This is a genomic window from Neisseria sp. P0014.S009, from assembly GCF_051958155.1.
GTDB classification, from domain to species: domain Bacteria; phylum Pseudomonadota; class Gammaproteobacteria; order Burkholderiales; family Neisseriaceae; genus Neisseria; species Neisseria flavescens_C.
Genome location: NZ_JBQCVS010000001.1, coordinates 43,983 through 57,003 on the forward strand (window position 1 = coordinate 43,983; position 13,021 = coordinate 57,003).

A 13,021-nucleotide genomic window follows, 5' to 3' on the forward strand; every position below is an offset into this window, starting at 1 on the left:
TATGCATTATTTCAGTATCCACACTCAAGACGGCGAACACGCCGGATTTTTTATTATGTTGGCAGATGATGAATCGCAAAATCCGCCGCAAAGCGGACGCTTCGCAATCAAGCTGCAAAGCGAAGACGCAGCCGAAGCGGCGGTATTGTCGCCTTTTGAGCAAACCGATATCCCACAATACTGGCGCGTGGTTAAAGACCGTATCGAATTGTTTTTTGACGATAAAAATATCGGTGCGTTGCGCAACGAATACCTGACCATCAGCGGTAAAACCTTTATCCTGACCGATTTGACCGGAGCGATGTAATGGAAAGTATGTTTATCCTTGTCCCCATCAGCATTATTTTGGCCTTTATCATCGGTTGGTTTTTCTGGTGGTCGGGTAAAAACGGACAGTTTGACGACCTTGAAGGACCTGCGCACCGCATTTTGATGGATGACGACTCCACTGAAAAACTGATCGAAAAAGACGAAGACAAAGAATCCAAACGATGAGCCTTAAAAAAGACAATCTGAATTTCCACACGACCCGCCGTTTTGCGCCGCTCTTTGGGACGCAGTTTTTGGGCGCGTTGAACGATAATATGTTCAAAACCGCATTATTCGTGATGATCAGTTTTTACGGTTTGGGTAAAAACGACTTTCTGCCGCCCAGCCAAATGCTGAACTTGGGCGCAATGCTGTTTATTCTGCCCTACTTCCTGTTTTCCGCGCTGTCAGGACAGTTGAGCAACAAATTCGATAAAGCAGTTTTGGCACGCTGGATCAAGCTGTTGGAAATCATCATCATGGCAGTGGCAGCGTATGGCTTCTACATCCAATCCGCGCCTTTGCTTTTAATCTGCCTGTTTTGCATGGGTACGCAATCGACCTTGTTCGGCCCTCTGAAATATGCCATTTTGCCCGATTACCTCAACGACAAAGAGCTGATTATGGGCAACAGCCTGATTGAATCGGGTACGTTTATCGCCATTTTGCTCGGCCAGATTTTGGGCACCGCAGTCGCAGGCGTTCCGCCGTATATTGTTGGCGGTTTGGTGTTATTGGTCGCTATCGGCGGCACGATGACCAGCCTGTTTATGCCGTCTGTACCCGCTAAAATGCCGGACACAAAAATTGAATGGAACATCATCAAAGGCACAAATTCACTGATTCGTGAAGCGGCGGCCAATCGTCCCGTATTCACTTCCATCATCGGTATTTCATGGTTTTGGTTTGTCGGCTCGGTTTATACCACCCAACTGCCGACGTTCACGCAAATCCATTTGGGCGGCAACGATAATGTGTTCAACCTGATGTTGGCGCTGTTCTCCATCGGTATCGCCATCGGCTCGGTATTATGCGCCAAACTCAGCCATGAACGCCTGATTTTGGGCTTGGTTACCATCGGCACTCTGGGGCTGACCGTCTGTGGATTATTGCTGGTGTGGCTGACCCAAGGCCAACGCTTTACCGAATTAAACGGCATTATTTGGTTCTTATCGCAAGCCAAGGCGTATCCGATTATGCTGGTGATGTCGGCCATCGGCTTTTTCGGAGGCTTTTTCTCCGTACCGCTCTACACTTGGCTGCAAACTGCCAGCAGCGAAACCTTCCGCGCCCACGCGGTCGCCGCCAACAACATCATCAATGGTGTGTTTATGGTGTCGGCCGCTATTTTGAGCGCGGTTTTGCTGATGTTGTTCGACAGCATCACGCTGCTATATTTGATTGTTGCCGTGGGTAATCTTCCGTTGATTGTTTACCTCATCAAACGGGAACCGAAATTTATCGGGGATTTAACCGCTTTGTTGAAAATCAGCAAATAAGGCCGTCTGAAATATATCCCCACCATGCACATTTTCACTGTTCAATCGCGTGGACAGCTTGTGCATAAATCAGATTACTGTCTGATTTAAAATTAAAAAACACATCTGCCTAAATTTTAAGCACAACTTTACCGCCAAACAAAATGCACATTATCCCCAAACAAGCGTGTGCAAAGGCTGTGCATAAATCATCTTAATCATTGATATTTCAAAGAAAAACGATATTTGATTAATTTTTAGGCAGTTTATTAAAGGCCGTCTGAAACCTTTTTCAGACAGCCTGAGAGTATAATAACTACCTACCTAATAGTTCCCAAACAATATGATTTATCCATGGCATGAAACACAATGGCAACAGCTCGCCGCCCATTGGCAAAACCGTCCCAACGCCTGGCTGTTTACCGGCAAAGAAAATACCGGCAAAACCAAGTTTGCCCGCTTTGTCGCGCAGGCATTGCTGTGCGAATCGCCCAAGTCCGGCCATGAACCCTGCGGCGAGTGCGCTTCGTGTCATTTGTTCAGCCAAAACACGCATCCCGACTTTTACGAACTCACGCCGGAAATGCCCGAAGGCGAGGCAACGGGGCGCAAACTCCTACAAATCAAAATCGATGCCGTGCGCGATATTGTGGAAAACATTTACCTGACTGCTGTCCGAGGCGGCCTGCGCGTGGTATTGGTACATCCGGCCGAAAGCATGAATACACAGGCGGCAAACGGTTTGTTGAAAGCTCTGGAAGAGCCGCCGCAACACGTCGTTTTCCTGCTCGTTACCCATGCGCGCGACAAACTTCTTCCCACCATCAAAAGCCGTTGCCGCCAGTTGGTGCTGCCCTCGCCTACCCATGAGCAGGCTGCGGCATACCTGCACCAACAGGGCATGGAAAATGCAGAAGCCTTGTTGGCATTCCACAGCGGCGCTCCTTTATTCACGCCGACTCCCGAATTGGACGCATTGCGCGAAGAGTTGCTGACGCTGCTGGCCGCCCCGCGCCTGTTAGCCATACTCGACTACGCCGCCGCGTTCGACAAACAAAAACAACCGCTGGCCGTTTTCATCGACTGGCTGCAAAAGTGGCTGATGGATGTCGGCTTGGCACAACAAAACATGGCGCCGCTTTATTATCCGCACCATGCCCAAGCCCTGCTTCAGACGGCCTCTAAAACCGATTCACGCAAGCTGTTTGCCCTATTGGGCCGTCTGAATGCGCTCAACCCTTACGGATACCATACCTTGAGTGTTAAAATGCAGCTTGAGTATCTGCTTATCGAATATTTGGATTTTTGGCAAAACAAACCCTAACAGGTAATAAATGATGAATAAAAAAGACATTCCGGCGAAGATGTTGGCTTTGCAACTCAAAGACCCCAATCTGTTGTACAACTGCTATATGCCGTTTTTAGAACACGGCGGCCTGTTCGTACCGACCGATGACGTATTCTCCCTAGGCGAAGACATCCTCTTGGCCGTAGAAATCGCCGACTACCCCAAACGCTTCCTGCCAACCAAAGTCGTTTGGATCAATCCGGCGCGCACTTCAGCCCACCGTCCCAAAGGCGTAGGCCTTGCATTCTCCGAACACGAAAGCTGCCTGCAGGCCAAAAACCTGATCGAAGCCGAGCTTGGCCCGCGCCTGCGCAGCGACCGCACTACTTTTACCCTGTAATACTATGTATTTAATCGACTCACATTGCCATCTCAACTTTGACGGCTTAAAAGACCGCCTGCCCGAAGTCTTTGCCAATATGGAAGCGCAAAGCGTCAAACAGGCGCTTGCCATCAGCGTCAGCAAACAAAGTTTTGCCGAAGTCTTTGACATTGCCCAGGCACACGACCACATCTACTGCACCATCGGCGTACATCCCGACAGCCAAGAAGCGGAGGAATTTACCATCGCCGAAATGGTAGAAGCGGCCAAACATCCGAAAATCGTCGGTATCGGCGAAACCGGTTTGGACTATTACTGGTGCAAAGGCGATTTGTCATGGCAGCATCAACGCTTTGCCGACCATATCCAAACCGCCAACGAAAGCAGCCTGCCCGTTATCATCCACACGCGCGATGCGGCCGAAGACACGTTGCGGATTTTAAAAGAGTGCCACACTAATTCCGGCGTGATTCACTGCTTCTCTGAAGACGTTGCCTTTGCCAAAGCCGCTTTGGATTTGGGCATGTATATCTCCTTCTCCGGCATTGTGACGTTTAAAAATGCGCCGCTGATTCAGGAAGCTGCCAAATACGTCCCAGCCGATAGAATCTTGGTAGAAACCGATGCGCCTTTCCTCGCGCCGGTTCCCAAACGCGGCAAACAAAACGAGCCTTCCTACGTCCGCTATACAGCCGAGTTCTTAGCCAATCTGCGCGGCGAGAGCTTGGAAACATTGGCACAAAACACCAGCGACAATTTCTATCGCCTGTTTAACAAAGTACCCGATGGCCGTCTGAACAACGGCTAGGTCTAAAGCCTCTACCATCGGCTCTGCCTGCCCGTCATCCGAGTTCTGCCTCAAACACAGCGGCAAACTCGACATGGCTTAAGACAGAAACGACAACGAAATCGGCTTGCACCATCCGCCAAACGGCAGACTTTTAAAGAATGGGAATATTCCCATCAACACAATAAATAAGTTTAAATTCAAAATATTGCTTTCCTAAGCCCAACAAAACTCAAGGCCGTCTGAAAGTATTTTCAGACGGCCTCTTGCTTATTTTACCGATAGGATGTAAAACCTATCCTTCGAAATAAACGGTTCATCGAAACCGTACATCAATCGACACAATATGGACACAAACTCCAAAATGCACACCCACCCTAATTTTTACGCTATGCTGACTGCAGCCTGCCAAAAAAACGGTAAAGGCACGGTCATTTTCAACGACAAAGAAAAAATCAGCTATTCCTCCCTCAAACGCGAAGTAGAAACCGTCGCCGCCTATCTACAACACCAAGGCGTACAATATGGCGACAGGGTTGCCCTTGTCGTTTCCAACTCTCCCGAATTTATTGCCGCCTATTTCGCCATTACTTCCATCGGCGCAGTAGCCGTCCCACTCAACGTCTTTTTGAAAAGCGAAGAATTTTCCTACATCCTCAATGACTGCGGCGCACGCTTTATGTTCGCCTCCGCGCCGTTGGCCAAAGAACTCAAAAACATCAAAGCTAAAACCAAAGTCCGTAAAATCATCTGGATTGGCGAAACCAAAGCTGCCAGTGGCGAAGACAGCTATTTCGATGCCGCACGCACATTCCCCGGCAAGCCGAATCTGAGCCGTCAGCCGTCTGTCAACGATTTGGCACACATTATCTATACCTCAGGTACAACCGGCCATCCCAAAGGCGCATTAATCAGTTACAGCAACCTGTTTTCCAACCTCTCGGGCATCGAACAAATTTTCCAAATTTCAAGCAAAGACCGCTTCGTCGTCTTCTTGCCCATGTTCCACAGCTTTACGCTGACCGCCATGGTTTTGCTGCCGATATACAAAGCCTGCTCGATTATTTTGGTCAAATCCGTCTTCCCGTTCTCCAACGTGTTGAAACAGGTTTTGCTCAAACGCGCTACCGTTTTCCTCGGCGTACCGGCCATTTACACCGCCATGAGCAAAGCCAAAATCCCTTGGTATTTCAGATGGTTCAACCGCGTCCGCCTGTTTATCAGCGGCGGCGCGCCTCTGGCCGGACAAACCATTGACGACTTCAAAGCCAAATTCCCACGCGCCAAATTGCTGGAAGGCTACGGCTTGAGCGAATGCTCGCCCGTCGTGGCCGTCAATACGCCCGAACGCCAAAAAACCGCCAGCGTCGGCGTCGCCCTGCCCGGCCTGACCGTGAAAGCCGTCGATGACGAATTGGTCGAAGTGCCGCGCGGCGAAGTGGGCGAACTCATTATCAAAGGCGGCTCGGTCATGCAAGGCTACCTCAATATGCCTGACGCCACAGATGAAACCATCGTCAACGGTTGGCTGAAAACCGGCGACTTTGTCACCATAGACGAAGACGGCTTCATCTTCATCGTCGACCGCAAAAAAGACCTGATTATCTCCAAAGGCCAAAACGTCTATCCGCGCGAAATCGAAGAAGCCATTTACAAACTCGATGCCGTGGAAGCCGCCGCCGTAATCGGCGTGAAAGACCAATACGCCGATGAAGAAATCATTGCCTTTATCCAACTCAAAGAAGGCATGAAACTGGAAGAAGCCGAAGTCCGCAGCCACCTGCGCGGCCTGTTGGCAAACTTTAAAATCCCCAAACAAATCATCTTCCAAGACGAGCTGCCGCGCAATGCCACTGGCAAAGTGTTAAAACGCAAACTCAAAGAACAGTTTCAAGACTAAACCGCTGTTTCAGACGGCCCCTTGATTCATGCAGGCCGTCTGAAAACCTGTCATCAACAAACTTTTCAGACGGCCACAACCATGACGACACCGATACTCGAAATCGAAAACCTAAACGGCTCCTTTCCGAGCAAGCAAGTCCTGCACGATATCAACCTGACCTTGCAACCTGGCCGCAAACTGGCATTGGTCGGCGAGAGTGGCAGCGGCAAAACCGTATTGTCGCAAGGCATTATGCGCCTGAATCCGATGGTTACCTTTGAAGGCCGTCTGAAATATTGCGGAACCGACCTGCTGACCCAGCCCGAACGCGCCCTGCAAAAACTGCGCGGCCGCGAAATCGGCATGGTGTTTCAAGAACCCATGACCGCCCTCAATCCCGTCATGCGTGTCGGCGAACAAATCGCCGAAGTCCTGTCCCTGCATTTGGGTTTGGATAAAAAACAGGCATGGGCGCGCGCTATCGAACTCCTGGACGAAACCGGCATCCACCAGCCCGAGCAAAAAGCCCAGGCCTATCCTTTCCAACTTTCCGGCGGACAACGCCAACGCGCCATGATTGCCATGGCCGTATCAGCCCAGCCCAAGCTCCTGATTGCCGACGAACCGACCACCGCTTTGGACGTTGCCGTTCAAGCCCAAATCCTCGACCTGCTCTCACGCCTGCAGGAAGAACACGGCATGACCATGCTCTACATTACGCACGACTTGAACCTTGTGCGCCGTTTTGCCGACGATGTCGCCGTTATGCGTGATGGCCGTATCCTCGAAACCGGCAAAGCAACCGAAGTCTTTGCCAATCCGCAGCACGAATACACCAAAATGTTGCTCAACGCCGGCACAACGCGCCGAGTGGCCCCATTGCCTGAAAATCCTGCCACCGTCCTTAAGGCCGAACAAATCGCCTTTTCCGTCAAAGAATCAGACGGCTGGTTTAAAAAACGCGACAAAACCATTCTCAACCCCGTTTCTTTCGATCTCAAATCGGGGGAAACATTGGGCATTATCGGCGAAAGTGGCTGCGGCAAAACCACGCTGGCCAAAGCCGTTATGCACCTTATCGATTCCGAAGGCAGCCTGAACATCAACGGCGAGCCATGGCGACATGATTTGCGCCGCGAAATCCAAATGGTGTTCCAAGACCCGTTCGGCGCATTCAATCCGCGCATGAACGTCTTTGATACCGTTTCCGAAGCCTTGCGCGTTCACGAGCCTAGTATGCCGCGCGAAGAAATGCGCCGCCGCGTTCAAGAAGTCCTCAAACAAGTCGGCCTGCCCGAAGACGCACTCGAACGCTATCCGCACGCATTCTCCGGCGGCCAGCGCCAACGCCTCGCCATCGCCCGCGCCATCATTGTCCGCCCGAAAATCCTCGTTTTGGACGAACCGACCAGCGCGCTTGATGTCCAATGGCAACAACAAATCCTTGAATTGCTCAGCGGCCTGCAAAAAGAATACGGCCTCGCCTTCATCATCATCAGCCACGACCTCGCCGTCATCCGCGCCATTTCCCACCGCGTGATGGTGTTGAAAGACGGCAAAATCGTTGAAGAAGGCGAATGCGAAAATGTGTTTGCTAATCCAAGCAGCGACTACACGCGCCATTTGATTGCCCACTCCGGCCACATGGTTCAAGAGGCCGTCTGAATTTTTAAGGATTACGATAGACGCATTTCAAAAAAACTATTACCGGGCGGCGGCACTTGAAATTTTCCCTGTCTGCCACTATTCTGAACAACGTATTCATTAATCCCGATTTAAAAGGAAACAAACATGAGCAGCGAATTGATTATCCACGCCAGCGATGCCAGCTTCGAACAAGACGTTTTGAAATCCGACGTACCTGTATTGCTGGACTTCTGGGCACCATGGTGCGGCCCTTGCAGAATGATCGCCCCAATCTTGGACGACATTGCCTCCGAATTCCAAGGCCGTCTGAAAGTCGTTAAAATCAATATCGACGAAAATGAAGTCACTCCTGCCAAATTCGGCGTTCGCGGCATCCCTACCCTGATGGTGTTCAAAAACGGCAAAAACGTTGCAACTAAAGTCGGCGCATTGGCTAAAGGCCAACTGACTGCATTCGTTGAAGCTTCTATCGCTTAAGGCTTTAAGCATATAAAAAGGCCGTCTGAAAATTGTTTTCAGACGGCCTTTTTTGTATTCATTAAGCAGCCAATGGTTTCAAAATCAGGCTGGCATTTTCAGCCTTCACTTTAAACAGCAAATCAATATTCGGATGTTTGCCCGGATTGGCTTCGGCATCAGCAACATGTTCGGCAAACCATGCCATGCCGCGTTCTGCCGCCGCTGCGTCAAGTTTACCGTCAAACTCTTGCGCCAAAGCATGGTAAAGCTTGAGCGAGCCTTGTTTGCCGGGCGCATTGGGAATGTGATGAACCACATTGCCCTCTTTATCGAGAATATCCAAGCCGCTCAAATGATCGATGGCAGGCATGGTGGCCAGATTGTCTTGGAAGCTCATGATTGTCCTTTCTGATGTGGGTTTTAAAGCAATCCATATAATAAGGCCGTCTGAAAGTTGATGTTTGACACTTTTCAGACGGCCTTAAACATTTCAATTAACGTGTACCGAAAATCTTATCACCGGCATCGCCCAAGCCTGGGATGATGTAGCCGTGTTCATTCAAGTGGCTGTCGAGCGCGGCAGTGTAGATGGTTACATCAGGATGCGCGTCATTAACGGCTTTCACGCCTTCCGGAGCGGCAACCAATACCAATGCTTTGATGTTACGGCAACCTTTGGCTTTCAAAAGGTCGATGGTGGCAACCATAGAGCCGCCGGTCGCCAACATTGGGTCGATAATCAGCGCGGGACGTTCGTCCATGCTGTCGACAAATTTTTCAAAATAAGAAACCGGTTTCAGCGTTTCTTCATCGCGCTGCAAGCCGACAACGCTGATTTTGGCAGTCGGAATCAGGTCGAGTACGCCGTCAAGCATACCCAAACCGGCACGCAAAATCGGGACGACGGTCAGCGTTTTGCCTTTGATGCGGTCGCCTTCGATAGAGCCGCACCAGCCGTCAATAATGTATTTTTCAATTTCAAAATCACGGCTGGCCTCATATGCCATCAGACGTGCCAACTCGGTGGTAAGCGTGCGGAATTTGTAAGTGCTGCAATCCGCTTCACGCATCAGCGTGAGTTTGTGGCGGACTAAAGGGTGGTTGATAACGGTAACGTTCATGTTGATTTTCCGAATTGCGTTGATGGAGGTGGATTATACTTTTTTTCGCATGGCGCGCAAAGTGCGTATTCATGCGAAAGGCCGTCTGAATCAGGGTTTCAGACGGCCTTTGTCAACAATTTTACATTACGGAATATTGTGGATAATTAAGCTTTCAGCAATTCTTGCAGTTCGCCGGCTTCGTACATTTCCATCAAAATGTCAGAACCGCCGACAAATTCGCCGTTGACGTACAGTTGAGGAATAGTCGGCCAGTCGCTGTATTCTTTAATGCCTTGGCGTACGGCATCGTTTTCCAATACGTTGACAGTCACATAGTCGGTGCAACCTGCCGCATTCAGGATTTGTACGGCACGGGAAGAGAAGCCGCATTGCGGGAATTGCTTCGTGCCTTTCATGAACAATACGACGCGGTGTGTGGTAACGACTTCTTTGATTTGATCGTGGATAGAGGACATGGTGTGTTCCTTTTTACTAAATCGGTTGTTCGGGAAAAATCAAATTTCCCGCCATTATACGCAAATTGATGGAATTGAGGGGCGTTTCTCAACGTCGAATCTGACCGTTGCCGTTGATATAGAATTTGGTCGAAGTCAGCGCTTCCAAACCCATCGGGCCGCGAGCGTGCATTTTTTGGGTGGAAATCCCGATTTCCGCACCCAATCCGAATACAAAGCCGTCGGTAAACCGAGTGGACGCATTGACATAAACCGCCGCCGCATCAATGCTTTCTTGGAAATACTCGGCATGGGCAATGCTTTGGGTCACAATCGCTTCCGAGTGATGCGTCGTGTGGTCGTTAATCCAATCGACGGCTTCTTCCACCGATTTTACTGTCTTGACCGACATAATATAGTCAAGAAACTCGGTACTGTAATCTTCCTCGGTTGCCAAAACAGCATTTTTAAACATACGCAATGCTTCCTGATCGGCTCTAAATTCGACCGGATGCACTTTGGCAACGGCTTCTTCCAGTTTGGGCAAAAACGCTTCCGCTATCTTTTCGTGGACAACCAAAGACTCCGCGGCATTACACACGCTCGGACGCTGCGTTTTCGCATTGACGACGATATCGACCGCCATCTCCAAATCGGCACTGTCATCGACATAAATATGGCAATTACCGACTCCGGTTTCAATGACGGGGACTTTCGATTTCTCTTTCACCGTCTGAATTAAGCGTGCACCGCCGCGCGGAATCAGCACATCAATATAATCAACCGCCTGCATCAATTCCTCGGCAGCGGCATGACTGGTATCTTCAACCAGCTGCACCACATCGGCATCCATTCCCGCTTTTACCAAAGTCTGCCTGATGACGGCAATCAATGCGGTATTGGAATGAATGGCGTCGCGACCGCCGCGCAAAATAATGGCATTGCCGGTTTTAAAGGCCAGTGAAAACGCATCGACTGAAACATTCGGGCGGCTTTCAAAAATCATGGCGACCACACCCAAAGGCACGCGTTTTTGAACAATCTTTAAGCCGTCCAAATTGGTATAACCGCGGACAACCTGCCCAATCGGGTCCTGTAAATCGGCAACCTGCCCAACGCCTTCCGCAATGCCTTTGATGCGTTCGTGATTCAAGCGCAGCCTGTCGAGCATAATGTCCGAAATGCCGTTTTCTTTTGCAGCGGCCAAATCGCGGGCATTTTCCGCCAAAATCATCTCTGCCTGTTCAACCAAAGCCGCCGCAACCTGACGCAGCAGATTGTTTTTTTCCACGCTTCCCAAGCTGATTAACGTTTTACTGGCTTTTTGGGCATTCTTGCCCAACTGTTCGATATAGCTCATCAAACCTCCCTATTTCTCTTGTGCAAACCACGTTCCGATAGGCGCACCATCTAAAACCTGAAGAATATCGCGCGGATTGGCGCTGTTCATCAACACCATCTGGCCGTGATGTTCAAACATCATCTGCGCGCTCTTAATCTTACTGAGCATACCGCCCGTACCAAACTTACTGCCCGAGCCGCCGGCAGAAGCAATAATTTCTTCGGTAATATCGGCCACATGGCTGCGCAGCTTGGCATCGGCGTGAACGGCCGGATTTTTATCAAACAAACCGTCGATATCGGACAACATAATCAGTAAATCGGCTTTAACGATTTTCGCCACGACTGCCGACAAACGGTCGTTATCGCCAAACTTGGTCGCATGGTCCATCTCGTCCACGCTGACCGCATCGTTCTCATTGACAATAGGAATGACACCGATGGAAAGCAGGGATTCAAAAGCATTGGTAACGTTTGCCAAACTTTCCGGATATTCGACCACATCACGCGTCAGCAGGATTTGCGACACCGTCATCCGATAATGGGAAAAAATCTGCGAGTAAAGGCTCATCATGGCCACTTGGCCGACACTGGAAACAGCCTGCTGCTGCGCCATTTCCGCCGGACGTTTTTCCATATTGAGGACATTCAGCCCGAAGCCCATAGCGCCGGAAGACACCAGCACAATTTCTTTGCCCTTACTAACTAAGCTGGAAATGACAAAGGCCAGTTGGTCGATTTTTGCCAAATTGATTTTGCCGTTTGGCAACACCAAAGAACTGGTTCCAATCTTAATGACAATGCGTTTTACTGCTTCAAAATCTCGTTTCATTATTCTCCTCTGCTTTCTATTTTTATGATTGCATACGGCATTATTTCAGCCAAACGTATCCACATCATAACTGCGAAGCAATAGAAAATACAGACAAAATTAAAAATGCTTCCTTTAAAAGCCGTATTTTCAGCTCTTATCCGAATCCGTTAACAACAAAACAAAAGGCCGTCTGAAACCCGATTTCAGGTTTCAGACGGCCTTTTACCGATTGTTGAGAACATGGCCTGCAAAGATAAATACAGACTGTTCCCTATAAACGCTTATTGGTGTTCAGAAATAATTTTCAGCATTTGCGCCAATACTTTAGGATTGGCCGCCACAATATCGCCGCTTTCCAACCAGCCTTCATTGCCGGACATATCGGTAACGATACCCCCTGCTTCTTGGACAATCAATGCACCGGCGGCAATGTCCCAAGGTTTGAGGTTGAACTCGAAGAAACCGTCCAAACGGCCGGCCGCAACGGCACACAAATCCAAAGAAGCCGCGCCTTCACGACGGCCACCGGCGGTTTTTGCCAAGAAATCTTTCAAAATCGCCAGATACTTGTCCATCATGCTTTGATCGACAACAGGGAAGCCGGTACCGATCAGGCAGCGGTTCAATTCGATGCGGTTGGAAACGCGGATGCGGCGGTCGTTGAGCAACGCGCCTTTGCCGCGGGATGCCATGTACACGTCGTTGCGCTCAGGTGCGTACACCAAAGCTTCTTGCAATACGCCTTTGTGCAGGAGTGCCATAGAGATAGCGTATTGAGGATGGCCGTGGAGGAAGTTGGTTGTGCCGTCGAGCGGATCGATAATCCATTCGTACTCGGCGGTGGCTTTACCGTGGGAGCCGCCTTCTTCGCAAGTGATTTTGTGATGCGGATAGGCTTCTTTAAGCGCTTCCACCAAAATCATCTCGGAGCTGCGGTCAACATCGGAAACGAAGTCGTTGAATGCTTTGCTGTCTACTTTGACGGCATCCAGATTGCCGGCGGCGCGAATCATCATTTGCCCTGCTTTACGGGCGGCTTTGAAAGCGGTATTTAAAAACGGATTCATGGTTTTCTT

15 protein-coding genes are annotated in these 13,021 nt (G+C 49.9%); 9 read left to right on the forward strand and 6 right to left on the reverse strand.

Translation table 11 applies throughout. The features are described from left to right. The first annotated feature begins 1 nt into the window (after window position 1). The 9 genes from ACTHS4_RS00270 to trxA all read left to right on the forward strand — a co-directional run bounded on the left by ACTHS4_RS00270 (window position 2) and on the right by trxA (window position 8,250). Window positions 2–307, forward strand: a complete 306-nt coding sequence (locus ACTHS4_RS00270) for an HLGFF motif protein (protein WP_003681461.1) — start codon at window positions 2–4, stop codon at window positions 305–307. After that, window positions 307–495: a cbb3-type cytochrome oxidase assembly protein CcoS gene (ccoS, locus tag ACTHS4_RS00275; protein WP_049333240.1), complete on the forward strand. Its 189-nt coding sequence runs from the start codon at window positions 307–309 to the stop codon at window positions 493–495. The genes ACTHS4_RS00270 and ccoS overlap by 1 nt, the downstream gene beginning before the upstream one ends. Then, a complete protein-coding gene (locus ACTHS4_RS00280; RefSeq protein ID WP_070826474.1) occupies window positions 492–1,808 on the forward strand; it encodes an MFS transporter in 1,317 nt (438 codons plus the stop codon). Before ccoS ends, ACTHS4_RS00280 begins: the two co-directional genes overlap by 4 nt. A gap of 322 nt (window positions 1,809–2,130) precedes the next feature. Continuing rightward, window positions 2,131–3,111 carry a DNA polymerase III subunit delta' gene (locus ACTHS4_RS00285; RefSeq protein ID WP_070826475.1) on the forward strand — a complete coding sequence of 327 codons (981 nt, stop codon included), beginning with the start codon at window positions 2,131–2,133 and terminating at the stop codon, window positions 3,109–3,111. 10 nt (window positions 3,112–3,121) lie between these two features. Continuing rightward, window positions 3,122–3,475 carry a PilZ domain-containing protein gene (locus ACTHS4_RS00290; RefSeq protein ID WP_003682949.1) on the forward strand — a complete coding sequence of 118 codons (354 nt, stop codon included), beginning with the start codon at window positions 3,122–3,124 and terminating at the stop codon, window positions 3,473–3,475. Between the two features lie 4 nt (window positions 3,476–3,479). Next, window positions 3,480–4,265: a TatD family hydrolase gene (locus ACTHS4_RS00295; protein WP_440365332.1), complete on the forward strand. Its 786-nt coding sequence runs from the start codon at window positions 3,480–3,482 to the stop codon at window positions 4,263–4,265. A gap of 325 nt (window positions 4,266–4,590) precedes the next feature. Continuing rightward, window positions 4,591–6,144: a fatty acid--CoA ligase gene (locus tag ACTHS4_RS00300; RefSeq protein ID WP_440365334.1), complete on the forward strand. Its 1,554-nt coding sequence runs from the start codon at window positions 4,591–4,593 to the stop codon at window positions 6,142–6,144. Between the two features lie 81 nt (window positions 6,145–6,225). Further along, entirely contained in the window at window positions 6,226–7,791 is a 1,566-nt protein-coding gene (locus ACTHS4_RS00305; protein WP_371460017.1) for an ABC transporter ATP-binding protein, read from the forward strand. 126 nt (window positions 7,792–7,917) lie between these two features. After that, window positions 7,918–8,250 carry a thioredoxin TrxA gene (gene trxA, locus ACTHS4_RS00310; RefSeq protein WP_004520846.1) on the forward strand — a complete coding sequence of 111 codons (333 nt, stop codon included), beginning with the start codon at window positions 7,918–7,920 and terminating at the stop codon, window positions 8,248–8,250. 61 nt (window positions 8,251–8,311) lie between these two features. Here trxA and ACTHS4_RS00315 read toward each other — a convergent pair whose 3' ends face one another. The 6 genes from ACTHS4_RS00315 to ACTHS4_RS00340 all read right to left on the reverse strand — a co-directional run bounded on the left by ACTHS4_RS00315 (window position 8,312) and on the right by ACTHS4_RS00340 (window position 13,012). Continuing rightward, on the reverse strand, window positions 8,312–8,629 hold the full coding sequence (locus tag ACTHS4_RS00315) for a DUF2322 family protein (protein ID WP_371460016.1): 318 nt from the start codon (window positions 8,627–8,629) through the stop codon (window positions 8,312–8,314). 97 nt (window positions 8,630–8,726) lie between these two features. Next, complete coding sequence (gene upp, locus ACTHS4_RS00320; protein ID WP_004519527.1) at window positions 8,727–9,353, reverse strand: uracil phosphoribosyltransferase; 627 nt, start codon at window positions 9,351–9,353, stop codon at window positions 8,727–8,729. Window positions 9,354–9,499: 146 nt separating this feature from the next. Next, a complete protein-coding gene (gene grxD, locus ACTHS4_RS00325; protein WP_003681608.1) occupies window positions 9,500–9,811 on the reverse strand; it encodes a Grx4 family monothiol glutaredoxin in 312 nt (103 codons plus the stop codon). A gap of 88 nt (window positions 9,812–9,899) precedes the next feature. Further along, entirely contained in the window at window positions 9,900–11,150 is a 1,251-nt protein-coding gene (locus ACTHS4_RS00330; RefSeq protein WP_070826478.1) for a glutamate-5-semialdehyde dehydrogenase, read from the reverse strand. A 9-nt stretch (window positions 11,151–11,159) separates the two neighbouring features. Further along, window positions 11,160–11,963, reverse strand: coding sequence for a glutamate 5-kinase (proB, locus tag ACTHS4_RS00335; RefSeq protein ID WP_003683195.1), 804 nt, complete (start codon window positions 11,961–11,963; stop codon window positions 11,160–11,162). Window positions 11,964–12,226: 263 nt separating this feature from the next. Continuing rightward, window positions 12,227–13,012, reverse strand: coding sequence for an inositol monophosphatase family protein (locus ACTHS4_RS00340; protein ID WP_070461469.1), 786 nt, complete (start codon window positions 13,010–13,012; stop codon window positions 12,227–12,229). Between the last annotated feature and the right edge of the window lie 9 nt (window positions 13,013–13,021).